Annotated in this window: 13 protein-coding genes and 1 pseudogene; all 14 read right to left on the reverse strand. The window is 40.7% G+C overall.

From position 1 onward, the window contains the following. Positions 1-206: 206 nt before the first annotated feature. Positions 207-887: a class II aldolase/adducin family protein gene (locus QYF49_RS20875; RefSeq protein WP_290401520.1), complete on the reverse strand. Its 681-nt coding sequence runs from the start codon at positions 885-887 to the stop codon at positions 207-209. 19 nt (positions 888-906) lie between these two features. Next, the gene (locus QYF49_RS20880) at positions 907-1,851 is read right to left on the reverse strand and encodes a DMT family transporter (RefSeq protein WP_290401521.1); all 945 of its coding nucleotides are present in this window, start codon (positions 1,849-1,851) and stop codon (positions 907-909) included. Positions 1,852-1,861: 10 nt separating this feature from the next. Next, positions 1,862-2,098, reverse strand: a complete 237-nt coding sequence (locus tag QYF49_RS20885) for a ketol-acid reductoisomerase (RefSeq protein ID WP_290401522.1) — start codon at positions 2,096-2,098, stop codon at positions 1,862-1,864. 185 nt (positions 2,099-2,283) lie between these two features. Beyond that, complete coding sequence (locus QYF49_RS20890; protein ID WP_290401523.1) at positions 2,284-3,177, reverse strand: ABC transporter substrate-binding protein; 894 nt, start codon at positions 3,175-3,177, stop codon at positions 2,284-2,286. A 197-nt stretch (positions 3,178-3,374) separates the two neighbouring features. Then, complete coding sequence (locus QYF49_RS20895) at positions 3,375-4,013, reverse strand: isochorismatase family protein (protein WP_290401524.1); 639 nt, start codon at positions 4,011-4,013, stop codon at positions 3,375-3,377. Positions 4,014-4,175: 162 nt separating this feature from the next. Then, positions 4,176-5,450, reverse strand: coding sequence for a Rieske 2Fe-2S domain-containing protein (locus QYF49_RS20900; RefSeq protein ID WP_290401525.1), 1,275 nt, complete (start codon positions 5,448-5,450; stop codon positions 4,176-4,178). A 66-nt stretch (positions 5,451-5,516) separates the two neighbouring features. Then, positions 5,517-5,816: pseudogene (locus QYF49_RS20905) on the reverse strand (hypothetical protein); the annotation flags it as partial. Between the two features lie 114 nt (positions 5,817-5,930). Beyond that, entirely contained in the window at positions 5,931-6,737 is an 807-nt protein-coding gene (locus tag QYF49_RS20910; RefSeq protein ID WP_290401526.1) for an ABC transporter permease, read from the reverse strand. Further along, positions 6,737-7,552, reverse strand: coding sequence for an ABC transporter ATP-binding protein (locus QYF49_RS20915; protein WP_290401527.1), 816 nt, complete (start codon positions 7,550-7,552; stop codon positions 6,737-6,739). Before QYF49_RS20915 ends, QYF49_RS20910 begins: the two co-directional genes overlap by 1 nt. Before the next feature lie 39 nt (positions 7,553-7,591). Beyond that, entirely contained in the window at positions 7,592-8,602 is a 1,011-nt protein-coding gene (locus QYF49_RS20920; RefSeq protein ID WP_290401528.1) for an ABC transporter substrate-binding protein, read from the reverse strand. 489 nt (positions 8,603-9,091) lie between these two features. Continuing rightward, positions 9,092-9,859 (reverse strand): IclR family transcriptional regulator, encoded by a 768-nt coding sequence (locus QYF49_RS20925; RefSeq protein WP_290401529.1) that lies wholly within the window; start codon positions 9,857-9,859, stop codon positions 9,092-9,094. Positions 9,860-10,501: 642 nt separating this feature from the next. Further along, positions 10,502-11,722 (reverse strand): MFS transporter, encoded by a 1,221-nt coding sequence (locus tag QYF49_RS20930; protein ID WP_290401530.1) that lies wholly within the window; start codon positions 11,720-11,722, stop codon positions 10,502-10,504. Positions 11,723-11,817: 95 nt separating this feature from the next. Beyond that, positions 11,818-13,038 (reverse strand): Gfo/Idh/MocA family protein, encoded by a 1,221-nt coding sequence (locus QYF49_RS20935; protein WP_290401531.1) that lies wholly within the window; start codon positions 13,036-13,038, stop codon positions 11,818-11,820. Between the two features lie 198 nt (positions 13,039-13,236). Then, on the reverse strand, positions 13,237-14,031 hold the full coding sequence (locus QYF49_RS20940) for an IclR family transcriptional regulator (RefSeq protein ID WP_290401532.1): 795 nt from the start codon (positions 14,029-14,031) through the stop codon (positions 13,237-13,239). Positions 14,032-14,231 lie beyond the last annotated feature (200 nt).

A 14,231-nucleotide genomic window follows, 5' to 3' on the forward strand; every position in this document is an offset into this window, starting at 1 on the left:
GGGGAGATTGACTCTTCTCGGTTGTTAGTTACCGTTTCTCCATGGCTCTAAATAAAGAAATAGATAAGCTTCCTTATTTTTTAGGCAAAGGAGCTTATTTTATTATCTGGAAAATCTCATGAAGTTTTTGGAAGTGAGCTATGTATGATTTAAGATAAATTGACTCTCGAGAATTACTTTTTTCCTAGTATATGGGACTACCAGTATTACAGCTTGCTGTAATGGTAATCCCATACTTTTTGGAGGTTATTCGGCCGCCAAATCACACTTTTTGTCATTTGTATGTCTTCGTCTCCAAGGGAATGTGCATACGCCATTTGACTTGCCATGTACTGTCTATAAGCATTCTCTTCTAAAAATACACTGCGCACGAACGTTTCTACTATCGAAGCGCCAGTGACGACTGCTCCGTGGGCCTTCAATAGTATAATGTGATGCCCTGCCAATTTTTCAGCCAGTTCATCCGCTATTTCTTGTTCGCTGATTGACTGTGATTTTGGGAATACCGGAATTTCGCCTAATACTGCACCTTGTATAACCACCGGCCGCAAAGGAATCTTTGCAATGGTAAACAATGTGGACCACCGGGGATGTGTATGAGCAATGGTTTGAATGTCCTTTCTCCGCTTGTAAATTTCGGTGTGAATCAGCAATTCATTCGGTGGTCTACCATCCCCTTCTATGACATTTCCCTGCAAATCAATCATAATTACATCGTCAGCGGTTATTGTGCTTCTACTCGCCGGAGCAGAGTTTATTAAAATAAAGTCAGTTTCAGGAACACGGGTACTCATATGACCGTTAAAGTCGATATGATTTGCTTGTTCCATCATACGTATTGATACGGCTAGCTGTTCCTTTAACGTTTGAGTTGGCGTACGACTCAACCACAACCACTACCTTTCTTTAAACGGAGGCAATTAACCCTGCTCCCACCATTGCCGTAATCGAAGCGAAGATGACCTTTTTTGTAATCGCCTCATTAGTTTTAAACACCATTGAAGACAAAAATAATGTAAAGATTACGTCTGTTGAAGCAATAACAGCTACTTGTGAAACACCATTCTGTGATAACGCGGCGAAATATAAGATTTGACCTAATGATGTAGCGATTCCTGCACCAAACAACCATGGTTGAAAACTTGAGAAAGTGGACTGAATGGACTGTCTGTACCGTTTCTGAAACAAGGAAAGGATTAATAAGACCAGAATACCAACAAGTGCGCCAATCATTGTTCCCATATACGGATCAGGCATTTCCTCTAATCCTTCTTTTCTCACTACGTACCCAATCGCATAAGCGAAAGCAGAAATGACTCCATAGACATAACCGAATCTAGCAATCATTTTCAATTTGTTGAACTGACCGTTGCCTGCTTTCTCTTGTTTGGAAGCTGGTACATTTTTTTTATTCTTTCTTGCTACGATGAACGATTCGTACATGAGCACGACAGAGCTTCCGAAAATACAGATGATACCGATTATAATCCAAGTGTTTAGAGCTTCATGAAGAAAGAATATGCCGATTAAAACGGCAAACAAAGGGTTTAAACGCTTTATGGCAGAAGCTCTGACAGAACCTAAATGCTGAATGGATGTAAATAAATGAGTTCGCCCGATAAATGCCGTCAGTATTCCGGCTAAGATAAACCACCAAATGCCTTCAGCAGTAAAAATAACCCACCCTTCTAACAATCCTTTTCCAAGAGCTATGCCCCCCGCCAGAAAGAACGTAATCAAAATGGATAAAAACGTTCCATTATTGATCGAATTTGGTTTAGTCCCTTTCTTGACCATTACATTTGCACAGCCAAATGAAAAAGCAGCCAACAACGCTAATGATTCTGCCATGATGACACTTCTACCACACTTGAATAATACTGGCGGATTCTACTGCTTCCCACAAGGTTCTCACATCAAACCCATCACGTTCAGCATCAGTCCAAATATCATCCACTGGTCTTAACCCAATCACGACCGGAATGTGATGCTCACGCAGTAACTGTGCATATTCTTTTCCTTCATTGCTGTAGCCTAAAATTGCGATTGTTTTGCCGTATAAATAATCTGGAATGTGTAATTGTTCTGTTTGATACATGTTAATGACCTCCTATTAAATCAGTTTCTGAAACACTTAATAGGTTTATTTTACAAAGAAAAGAAAACCAGCAGTGGATGTGGTTCTTATATACAGAACAGTTTCTATTTTTTTCACATCATAATAAAAAACCATTGCCTCCACTCCGCAATGGTTTTTTGCTAAATGAATAATTGCTGAACCATTTATTTAGCATAATATCTTTCGTCTACCAGCTGATCTAACGCGACTTTTTTTTCAGATACCTTTGCTGCTTTTACGGTATCCATTGCCCACTTAACACCATCCATATTTATCTTTCCTTTTTCCGCCAGAGCTGGCAGTACAAAATCAAATGACTTTTCTGCATCAGTTTTTTCCATTTGTAATTCATCCATGACAATTTGGATGACTTCATTCCGGTTTGTTTCATTTTTTATAAACTCTACAGCATCTGCTTGAGCAGACATAAACGCATAAACTACTTCAGGATGATTTTTAATAAGATCTCCATTAGCGGATACCATATTATGATTATATGTTTTGAGTTCATCTCTCATAAGAAATCGCTTTAGACCTAACTCGTCAGCTTTTAAGTCTGTGGGTGGACTTAAAATGGTAACGGCTGCCTCGCCTTGCTGTAGTGCCTGGAGCCGTTCTGCATTATCTCCTGCATTGATGATTCTGACATCTTTATTAGGCTCTAACCCTTGTTTCCGCAACCAATATTCCAATTGAATATTGGTCCCGTTTCCAGTTACCATACCAGCCGCAGCCTTTCCCTTTAAATCCCTTAACTCTTTTATATCTTTTGAAACATAAATGGAGTACATAGATTGATTGTCTAATGTTCCAATGATCTTCACATTAGCCCCTTCAGCGACACCTGTAATGACCGATTCAGGTAAAGATGAGATGAAATGAAAGTCTCCCGTTTGTAATCCTCTAAGTGCTAAGACTCCGCCTTGAACATACGTGAATTTAATATTCAGATTATTTTTCAGATAGTACCCCTTTTTTGCTGCCACATAAAAAGGCAGATAGCTCATATTGCGTTTAGAAGGTAATCCTACGATAACCTCCGTCTGCTCGTCAGGCATCCTCTTTGTTCCATTATTTGACGCGGTTTGTGCTGTTTGAACATCCTCCTTTTGAACACAGCCTATTAGTGTAATCATGAAAACAACAGATAAAAAGACGGCGAACCCGTTTAAGAACAATTGACTCGTTTTCACTTTTTAACCCCTCTCAGAATTAAGGACTAATATGACTTTGTATTGATCATGATTTTAACTTACTAAAGAGCATGTTCCATCCATTCCATTACTCCACCCAACGGGAGTACATCTCCGTACTTCATGTGGATATCCATTAAACTCGTTTTATGAGAGATTTTGCTTCGGTCCCCTACGCATTCTTCCGGCACAATCACCTTATAATTATAAGAGAATGCATCCACAACACTGGCTCTAACACAACCACTCGTTGTTAAACCGGTAATGATTATGCAGTCTATCCCATGATAAATGAGCATATCAATCAAACTTGTACCAAAAAATGCACTGGGTCTTCTTTTCTGAAGAACTACTTCATTTCCCCTTGGCGTAATTTGTTCAACAATGGTATTTTCTTCTTCAGATTTTACTTCTCCCCCTTTCCACAAACCGATTCCCGATTGATGTGATTCCGAGAATGGTTTTGTGAAAAATATAGGAAGCTTTTTATCTCTTGCTTTTTGCAATAGACGTGATGTTGCCTCTACCGCTGGATATCCCGTTTCAGTATGTCCTAAACGGAATTTACTGTCTGAAAAACCATATGTCATATCCACAATGAGGAGGGCCGGTTTTTTACCGAACCCTCTCGTTCCGCCCATGTTTGATTTTAAAAACCTTTTTCGGTCCTCTTCATTTAACACATCATCCCAAATTGCCACAGATTTCACCCCCTCTAGATTTAATTAAATATCTTTTAAACAAAACAAGGGATAAATCAGCCTAATCTATCTCCTCGTTTAAATGAGGAGAAGTACCGCTCCATAAGGCCAGCACATCTTCTTTTGGCAGAATCATGCACCTGCACCCATTTAGCATCCTTTTTAATACTTCGCGTACAGTTCTTCTTTTAATCCTTCTCGCCAGTCCACCCCTTTTGGGAGGAAATCATCACAAGCTCGTACATGGCGATATGATTCCGGATCCACACCTTTTGGCTGACGCCCCGCTTTAATATCTCTCGTGGCTTCCAGTAACAATTGCCTGGCTGCAATAATCGCCAAGTCAGCTGTTCCTAAACGCTCCTTTGTACGGTCCGGAAATGGCTTTTCCATCGTTTCCTGAAGTGCATAATCCTGCGTGTTAATGCCTGCAATTCCTGTAAACGTTTTGGTGCGCTGAAGTTCACGGTCGATCAAGAAGTCATTGGATGGATTTCGTAATAAGCGGTAGCCAGGAAGCATATCATCGGGTCCCCGCCCAAAAAGAATTTCTTGCTGTTGGGAAAACTCAGGATCTAAAGGGATCGACGGCTCACTCGTGTATTTAAAGTTCCAAACCCACACGCTTTCGTCGTCAATCGGCACCCATATATGACCTCTGATCGTCGGATACTCTTCACGGCTTCCATCATGCCATTTCATCATTTGACCTCGCATTTGCTGGGCGGGCATTATAAATTGATAGGCACGAATGTAATTTCCGTCTTCTTTTACATCACGGATGCCCACATACTTGAATCCATAATCCGTTTTATCCACTTCCAGCTTCGGATTGGTTGCACGGCTTCTCATTGAACTTTTGTCTTGAATATCATTGTTGTGGGCAAATGAGGAATGAGAGGTATCAATCCCTCCTTCAAGTCCTTGCAGCCAGTTGCACCCCTCATATGTTTTGGATACTTGAAAATGCGTCTTAGGTGCGCGCAGCCATTCGTAATCCGGCATTTCTGGTTGTTCCTCTTTTGGACCCATATACGTCCAAACAATTCCTGATTTCTCCCAAGTGGGATAAGCCGTTAATTGAACTTTATGCTTGAATCTACTTTCCTCCGGCTCATTCGGCATGTCTACGCATTTTCCGTCTTTATCAAATTTCCATCCGTGGTAAACACATCTTAGTCCGCATTCCTCGTTTCGCCCCCAAAACAAATGCGCCCGTCGGTGAGGACAGTATGCATCTAAAATGGCGACTTTTCCATCTGAATCACGGAAAGCCACAAGCTCTTCACCCAGCAATTTTACTTTTACAGGCGGACAGTCTTTTTCGGGGACTTCTTCTGTTAACAACGCCGGAATCCAGTACCGTCTGAAAACCTCCCCCATTGGTGTTCCTGAATCCGTCCGGCAAAGCTTTTCATTATCTTCTTTCTTTAACATAACTCTCCACCCCTTCTTCCATTAATAAATGGTGATTTTTTCATAGTTTTATTATAAAATGACTGTTTACCTGTCTTTAATAAATGGTTCTTTTATGCGGAACATCATGAAAGATTTTTTTATTTTTGCATGAAAAAGAGACAATGCTCGGCACTGTCTTAGACCGTCGACAAACACGTAGTTTTTCATTGAAATAAGTAGTTCGTCGTGATGGGTGTAGTGTCTTCCAACCCATCTTGCCATTTTCTTGAGATTCATGGCAGCAAAAGTAAGCTTCGCCTGCATGGACAATTTTTTAAAACCCCTAAGGGTTTTCTAACTTATACCATGCTTTTTGGGGCATCGGTTAATCGTTTTTTTATGCTTTCCCTAGATCTCTTTGTTTTGTTCTTTTCATTAAACAAAAAAATCCTGCAGACAAAGTTCAAAAAGAGACTTTGTCTACAGGCTAAAGACAGTGCTCTGCACTGTCTCTCAAGTTTAACGATCTCGCCAAGGTGCCAATTTCTTTTCAAACTTCTTTAACAATTCCGTCAGTAAAACAGAGAGCACCATCAGGACAACCACATAAGCTAAATATTCGGCTGTATGGAAAAGCTCAGAAGCATGTCTAATTGCAAAACCGATCCCGATATTTCCAGCCAGCATCTCAGCAACGACAACAGCAATTAAAGCCCGGCCAATTGCTAATCGAATGCCTGTTATAATAAATGGAATCGCAGAAGGAAAAATGACTTCTTTAAACATTTGACGCTCACTGGCTCCATAGGAACGGGCAGCTTTAATTAAAGATATATCGGTCATTTTAACGCCCGCCATCGTGTTAATTAAGATAGGGAATATGGATAAAGCAAACACCATCATTACTTTTGATAATGTTTCCAAACCAAACCATAGAACAAACAATGGAGTTAATGCGATCATCGGTGTTGTGTAAAGGGCTGTGACAAATGGATCAAAGGTTAATTCTAGCTTTTTCCAGTATCCCATCATCAATCCGATCGGAATGCCGATCAGTGCCATGGCAAAACCAAAACCAACTTCCATTCCACTAACCGCCAGATGTTTAAATACCTCGCCTGTGGCGAAAAAATCCTGAGCTTTAGCGAAAATTTTGCTTGGCCAGCTAAACATAAATGGGTCAATCAAATTCAATCGCCCACACAGCTCCCACACAAATAATATGATCACTAATGTTACTGATGGATAAGAAAAACTTTGAGGTATCCTTTTTCTTTTTTTCAGAGAAAAAGAAGGAACATGGAGCGCAAGATCTACTTTTTTCACTAAGCTTCCCCCCTGCGGTACTGTCGTCTAACTTCTCCTTTAAGATGATCCCAAATAATCTGCTTGTATTCTTGGTATTCAGGTAATAATTTTGTTTCCAATGTTCTCGGATACGGTATATCAATCTTTACTTCTTCTACAATTTGCCCCGGCCTGACGGACATTAAGAAAATGCGGCTAGATAAAAATACAGCCTCATCGATTGAGTGAGTAATAAATATCACGGTCTTCTTTTCATGAAGCATGATCTTTAAAACTTCTTCTTGCATAATCTCTCGTGTTTGTTCATCTATCGCTGAAAATGGTTCATCCATTAGCAACACTTTTGGTTCTACTGCAAAACCACGAGCGATTCCAACCCGTTGCTTCATCCCGCCTGAAAGCTGATGCGGATATTTTTGTTCAAACCCATCCAGACCGACAAGCTTAATATAATGCATTACCTTGTCATGGATTTCACTGCCTTTCTTCCCGGCTAGCCTCAATCCAAATTCGACATTCTGATAAACAGTTTGCCACGGCATTAAAGCGAAATCTTGAAAGACCATCGCCCGGTCACCGTCCGGGCCATGCACTGGAGAGCCGTTCACAAATATCGTGCCCGATGTTGGTTGGAGCAAGCCATCCAGCGTATGAAGCATTGTACTTTTCCCGCAGCCACTGGGACCGATGATTGAAATAAACTCACCCTCATGGATTTCTCCAGAAACATCTTTCAAGGCATGGACTTGATTTGGCTCCCCTTCGTTATAAATGACGTTCAGTGAATCAAATTGCAGAATGGGTATTTTGGTTTTTACTAAGGTTTCGGTCATCAAAATAACACCTCGATCATCTAAATTAATATTTATGGATTACTTGGCTGAAGCATTTTCATAAATTAATTGATCCGTTGTTACATTTTCTTTTAACAAGCCGGTTTCCTTTGTTGTGTCAATTGCCCATTGAACACCATCACGGTTGATTTTCGCTTTATCTGCTAATGCTGGGAGTACAAAATCAAACGATTTTTCTGCATCTTTTCTATTCATTTGCAGTTCATCCATAATCACCTGAACCATTTCTTTACGATTTTCGGGTTTTTTCGCGTACTCGGTTGCTTTTCCTATTGCTTCCACAAATGCTTTTGCCGCTTCTGGTTGATTTTTTAAGAAATCTCCATTCGCCATCAGCATGTTATGGTTATACGTTTTCAGTTCATCACGCATCAAGGCCAACTTCTTCATTCCTGAAGCTTCCGCTTTTAAATCCGTCGGCTGACTTAAAATCGTTAGTTTTGCCTGGCCTGATATTAATGATTGAAGGCGTGTTGAATTTTCACCCGCTTCAATAATACGAACATCTTTTTCCGGTTCTAAGCCATGTTTTTTAAGCCACCAGCGCAGTTGAATATCCGTTCCATTTCCTGTTCGGTTTGTTGCGACTACTGCCCCTTTTAAATCCTCAGGGCTTTTAACGTCTTTTGTGGTGTAAATGCTGTACATCGACTTATCATCCAGCGTTCCAATCATTTTAACGCCAGCACCTTCCGCAACGCCGGTAATCACTGATTCAGGCAAGCTTGAGATGACTTGGAAATCATTCGTCTGCAAACCACGAAGCGCTGTGACGCCTCCTTGTACTTTTGTAAATGTAACTGTTAAATGGCGATCCTGAAAAAATCCTTTTTTATCAGCTACAAATAACGGCAGATAACTGGCATTTGATGAAGGAAGACCCATTTTGATCTCTGCTCCTTTACGCTCGCCGGAAACTGCTTTTGCTTGTTTTTGAGATTCCGCGTTGTTGCACCCGCTTAAAACTGAAAAAACTAAAAGAAGAAGAGTAACTATACTGATAAACGCTTTATTAGAAAATCTATTCATACCATAATTTCCCTCCCTGTACTATAGGTTTGATGTGAAAGATTCAGTTGATTAAGTAAACGCTTACAGTTTTAAACGACATTTAATCATTACTACTTAAGATTCCTCCAATTAAGCTGGAAATTTGTAGTGGTAATTTGACATTATCACAATTCGATGAAATGAGAACAACCACATTCCGCTATGTGGACACCAAAGAAAAAATTAACATTTTAATTGAATAAGCGGGTGTATCTGGGTGCTTTAAGATGTTCCGATCTAAAAATACAATGTTTCATCATGGCACGCACTCCTTTTCAGAATTTTCAAATCTTATATTGATTTTCTCACAAACGTTTTTAACAACAACAATCCCGTTCTTATATACAGAACAGATTTAAGATTTTTATGTTTTTTTATTCTTTATAAAGGCGAACGAATAATGAAAGAATGACTGGCATCTACCACCCATTTCAGAAAATAAAAATTTACTTTTTGAAGTGATCGTTCTTAATAACCCATCCCTAACCGTTCTGTGATCAGACGGCTACAATTTCTCATCTCTTTTACATATTGCTTAACACGATCAGGTTTAAAATAAAAATTCGATCCTGTTACACTGATCGATGCAATCATTTTTGCAAAATCATTGTAGACGGGCACCGCAACAGAAGAAATACCTTCTCGCAGCTCTTCCCTTGTAATCGCATATCCTTTTTGTTTGCTTTCAAAAATTTGTTCTTTTAAATGGATGGGAGATGTGATGGTTTTGCTTGTATACGCACTTAAATACCCATTTAATACATGGTCAATCTCTTGTTCGTTTTGATAGGCTAATAACATTTTTCCTATTGCCGTGCAATGGCTTGGGGCCCTCTCTCCAATTTTTGAAATTGTCCCATTATCCTCATCATGTATGCACTTACACAAATAGACAACGCCGCCATTATCGTAAACCGCAAGCCTGACGACTTTTCGCAGCGAAGCCGAAAGCTTTTCCAAAATCGGGAGTGCAATCTTTCTAAGTTCCATTGAATGATAAACCGTGAATCCAAGTTCAAAAGCAGCAATACCGAGATGATATTTTTGTGTTTCTTTATTTTGAGCAACCAGATTAGATTCGTTTAACGTTTTAATTAATCGGTAGACTGTGCTTTTGGCTAATCCAAGGCGTACACTCAACTCGCTTATGCCTAACTCAGGTTCTAATAATGAGAATGTCTGCAAGATCCGAATTGCATTATGAACGGAAGATAGCCCTTCTGTTTTTACTGACATAAAAAACCCTCCAAAATCCAGAATGTAGTTGCTGACGCTCGCCGTGCTGCGGCAAAGGCCATATCTACTTCTTCTTTCCCGTCTTCTGCCACTGTACCCAGTCCTTCTTCTGTCGCTGGATGGATATTGTCAAACTTTTTTATTAAGGGAGTATGTGAATTGACCATTAATAAAATGCAGGCAATTGATTGGATTGGTGATTGGCTCATTTTGTTTGTTATTTTTTTTTCACTGGAGGTGTTAACATATGTACCCCCATCCTTTACATCTTGTTTGTATGATAATGAATTCGATTAAGACAAACAACACACCCGTTCTTTTATACGGAACAAGTGAAAAAAATGGCATCGTGAGGGTTGTCTGCACTAGTTTCCCTTTCACATACAGATCAATTGCAAACATCGCAGCCGGATGCTCACCGATCCCACTTTCTCATCTTTTTGAAGAAGCAGACCGGCTTGGATGAAAATGAAGTTACAGCAGTGTCCCGGAAGATTTACATGATGACTTGGAACTTTTGAAGGATGCCCAACGAGTCGATTAAAATAGCTGGCACAAAGTGTACAGAAGACATGAAAATCAATTAACGAACAAAACGATCTGTGCCAGGTTCATCCAGACACAGGTTGTTTTTTTGCACGGTTAATTTGTTTTTTTCCTTAGTCCATCTTCTTCTTCACTAGAGTAAAGGGGAAAACCGCTCATACTACTTTGTACTTTTTCCATTTCTACCTGCCGCATTCTGGTAAACCAGGCTCCTAAGAGAAGGACAACCCCGCTCACCAGGAAAATCGCTGAAACCCCGGCCATCCTGCCCACTGCTCCAAAGAAAAAGGGAGAGACGAACTGGGAAAAACGGTTAAAGGTCAAACGCAAACCTAGTACTTCTCCCTGTTTATCTAGAGGACTTACATTCATCGCATAAGTCAGACTGAGCGGCTGACCTAATCCTAAACCAATTCCAAGAAACACGGCGATCAGCCCAAAGATCACTGGCCATGAACTTAAATTCAATGACATAAAAGAAAGCCCGCTGATCACCAATGTTGCGGTTAAAATTTGTGCCCGCCCAAAGATATGCAAAAGACGAAATTGAATTAGCCGGACGCCAATGGATGATCCTGCCACAAGGGACAAAATAATGCCAATGCTGCTTGCGTTCATTCCGACTTCAGTGCCCAAAACAGGGAAATAAGCCACAAAAAGATCTTTTGAATACAAGACTAACCCGCTGATAATGAGTGCTTTCCGTAAATTTACATGTTCTAGCATTTTCCAGGATGATGTTTTATCACTCGTTTTTTTCATTCCAGAAGCGGCAGCGCTTTTCCAGAATTCCTTCGGGACGAGCAAGCAGCTTAAAAAGACGAGACCGACCAAAACAGCTGCGATTGCAAACGTAAAGCGAAAACCGAAGTATTCATATCCAAACCCGCTTGCGAGTGGCCCGATTAGCTCGCCTAACGAGCCGGTAAGGCTAAATATGGTAATAAGATTATCCCGGTTTCCAGGCAGGTTCCCGACTGTTTTCTGCAAAGAGACGAGACAGCATATTTGAGAAAACCCCATTAATAATTGGGAAAAAAAGAGTGACGCAAAAACAGGGACCATGATGGGAATTATTAAAGACAGCAACATGCCCATGCTTCCTAACAAACACATATGCCGGGCGCCATACACATCCAGCCATTTTCCTGCTTTTACCGCGAAAAGCATTGGAAAAAAAGCATAAGCGGAAACCAAAAATCCAATCACCGCAACGGATACGCCTTGTGAGTCTGCAAATAAAGAAACAATCGGCCGTGTACTCTGCACAGCAATTGAATATAACGTTTGAATGATTAAAAAGTAAGAAAAAACCAATCTCCTTTCACCTCAAATAAAGGATAACGAGCTTCAACACCTGGTGTGTTGAAGCTCGTTGCGTCCTTAACTAATTTTTTTATCAGTATTCAGCCTTACTTCATCAGCGTTCGTTGAGATGAGTTGATTGCTACTTGATGGGACAAATAAATTTCTTTACGTTCCCTGGCAGATTGCAGGACCGCCTGACAAACTTCTAAATTCGCTTTGCCCCACCTTCCATCATGTAAAGAAGGCGTATCACGGGCAACAGCATCATATAGCTCGGCAATCATCACGTCGCGCCCCGTTTCATTTCCAAGCTTAATTTCGTATTTTTCATTTTCTCCATAAACGTACAATCCATTGGGTGATTGACGGATATCGCCCCGTTCACAACTGACAACCGTTAAGCCAAAAAACGGCTGATGCGCTTTTTCTTGATCATAGTTTTTAGATTGCTTTCCACCGTACCCTTTTTGACCTTTTAACCTTCTTTCCTCATCACTGCTGCTCAATTGCTGAATGGCTTTTCGGGAAGACGCGTAGCCTTGAGACCTTTGCGAAGGACCTCCTTCACCAATTCCAAATGTAAGTTCCGTTGTTAAAAAATGATCATATCCATTATAAACAGCGGTTGCTGCAGTGCCATCTTCAAATTCCAAAAAGGCCGCATGAGCCCCTTCTGTCGGTCGGGATTCATCCCACCGGCCAGTCATGGCACGGACACTTCTAAGCATCCCGCCGCCAATATAGCGGATAACATCAAACTGGTGGGAGCCTTGACGGTATGTTACACCACCGCCGAGCGCTGTATCCAGCTCTTCAGGCGTGCGCGGGCGGTACATCCAGTCGTTATAATACCAATTGTTAATCATGCGTACGTTCCCAAGCTTGCCTAACTCGATGATTTCTCTTATTTTTCGTATAGGCGGTTCAAAACTAAACGAATGCCCAACGATCATATGAATACCTGCCTGTTCAGCAGCCTGAATCAGCAAATCGGCTTCCTCAACCGACACAGCTAAAGGCTTTTCAACAATAATATGTTTTTTATAATTCGTTGCGGTTTTCACATGTTCCACATGAAGTTCAGTCGGGCTGGCTATGTATACAGCATCAACCTGCTCACTGCGACATAAATCCTCTACACTCAGATGATACTCCGCCTGATAATCATCGGCAAACTTCTTCAAACGTTCGACATTTCTCCCGCTGGCCGCCGTAACCATCACATTCGGATGTTTGGCAATGCTCGGCAGCAGGGCACTTCCTGCATTCCCCAGGCCGACAATGCCAATACGGAGCTTGTAAGAATGATCTTGAAAAATCGTCATTATGTCACTCCTTTAATCAGGATAAGTAGTTTGAAATTAACCCTACATTATTTCGTATTGTGGAACGCGTTTTGTTTTTGGATTTAAAAAAATCATAACATTTTGAAGTTATATTTTCAATGTTTAAATAACTATGAAATTTCTGAAAATAAACAAAATCGCACTGATCGCTAATGTATCAGTACGGTTTTATCTTCATTACAGTGTCATTAGAATAGGATAACGGCTTTTTGCGCTACTGTCACCCATGGCTTCTGAAATCTTGTAAGCAGTATACATGACCTGCTTAATAATAAACGGCTTTCGGTCTTCTGACAATCGATGAATGGGGCCAGCCGCTGTTATTCCGCCTATAAGTTTTTCAGCATGATTGAAAATCGGTGAAGCAATAGCAAATGACCCTTTAAGTCGATCGTCAAGAGAGAGAACGTAGCCCTGTTTGCGAATAACCTTTAGCTCTTTTTCTAAAACGCTTTCCTCGATGGTCAGCTGATTAAGCATTTTCGCATCGTCCAATATCCGCCTACGTTCGGCTTCCTCCAGGTGTGCAAGCAGTACTTTACCGGAAGCCCCGGTCCATAGAGCATTACGCTGTCCGACTTTTACAATATTACGGATTTGCTCTGTACTTTCCACCATTTCAATGCAGACCCTTTGATCCGCTTCAATAATATTAAGATCAATCGTTTCTGATAATTCGTCACACAGTCTTTTCATAAATGGCAATGCTGTGTCTCTTAAGGATATATTCCCTGCAACAACTGCACCCAAATTAAATAGCTTGAAGCCCAAACTGTATTTTTGAGTTAATTCATCCTGTTTAATGTACCCGCATTTTGCCAGTGTGGTTAACAAGCGATAAATGGTGCTTTTCGACAAATTTGTTTGGGCCGCCAGTTCACCCAATGATTGTTGCGGCTTCTCGAGTGTAAAGCATTCCATAATCATCAGAGCTCTTTCAACGGATTGTACTGTTTGGGTTGATTCTCTCATCAACACTCCCCCATCTCTCTTAACCAACATGTAACGTCTCTTGTCCTTTTGGAGCTGAAAACACATGTTAATTAAATATATCTATATAGAATATCATGTTTTTATAAATAAGAGTCAATACTCCTTTTGGAAATAAACGTGATGATGAACAAATACGTTCCCCTTTGCAACCAGAGCAAGGGGTCACCATTACCCAAATA

It is taken from the genome of Fictibacillus terranigra (assembly GCF_030412265.1).
Taxonomy (GTDB): domain Bacteria; phylum Bacillota; class Bacilli; order Bacillales; family Fictibacillaceae; genus Fictibacillus_C; species Fictibacillus_C terrinigri.

Excerpts from the sequence above, each read along its gene's own strand:
- QYF49_RS20880 (WP_290401521.1), bottom strand. The coding sequence starts at position 1,851 with ATGGCAGAATCATTAGCGTTGTTGGCTGCTTTTTCATTTGGCTGTGCA.
- QYF49_RS20885 (WP_290401522.1), bottom strand. The coding sequence starts at position 2,098 with ATGTATCAAACAGAACAATTACACATTCCAGATTATTTATACGGCAAA.
- QYF49_RS20890 (WP_290401523.1), bottom strand. The coding sequence starts at position 3,177 with ATGCCTGACGAGCAGACGGAGGTTATCGTAGGATTACCTTCTAAACGC.
- QYF49_RS20900 (WP_290401525.1), bottom strand. The coding sequence starts at position 5,450 with ATGTTAAAGAAAGAAGATAATGAAAAGCTTTGCCGGACGGATTCAGGA.
- QYF49_RS20915 (WP_290401527.1), bottom strand. The coding sequence starts at position 7,552 with ATGACCGAAACCTTAGTAAAAACCAAAATACCCATTCTGCAATTTGAT.
- QYF49_RS20920 (WP_290401528.1), bottom strand. The coding sequence starts at position 8,602 with ATGAATAGATTTTCTAATAAAGCGTTTATCAGTATAGTTACTCTTCTT.
- QYF49_RS20925 (WP_290401529.1), bottom strand. The coding sequence starts at position 9,859 with ATGTCAGTAAAAACAGAAGGGCTATCTTCCGTTCATAATGCAATTCGG.
- QYF49_RS20935 (WP_290401531.1), bottom strand. The coding sequence starts at position 13,038 with ATGACGATTTTTCAAGATCATTCTTACAAGCTCCGTATTGGCATTGTC.
- QYF49_RS20940 (WP_290401532.1), bottom strand. The coding sequence starts at position 14,031 with ATGAGAGAATCAACCCAAACAGTACAATCCGTTGAAAGAGCTCTGATG.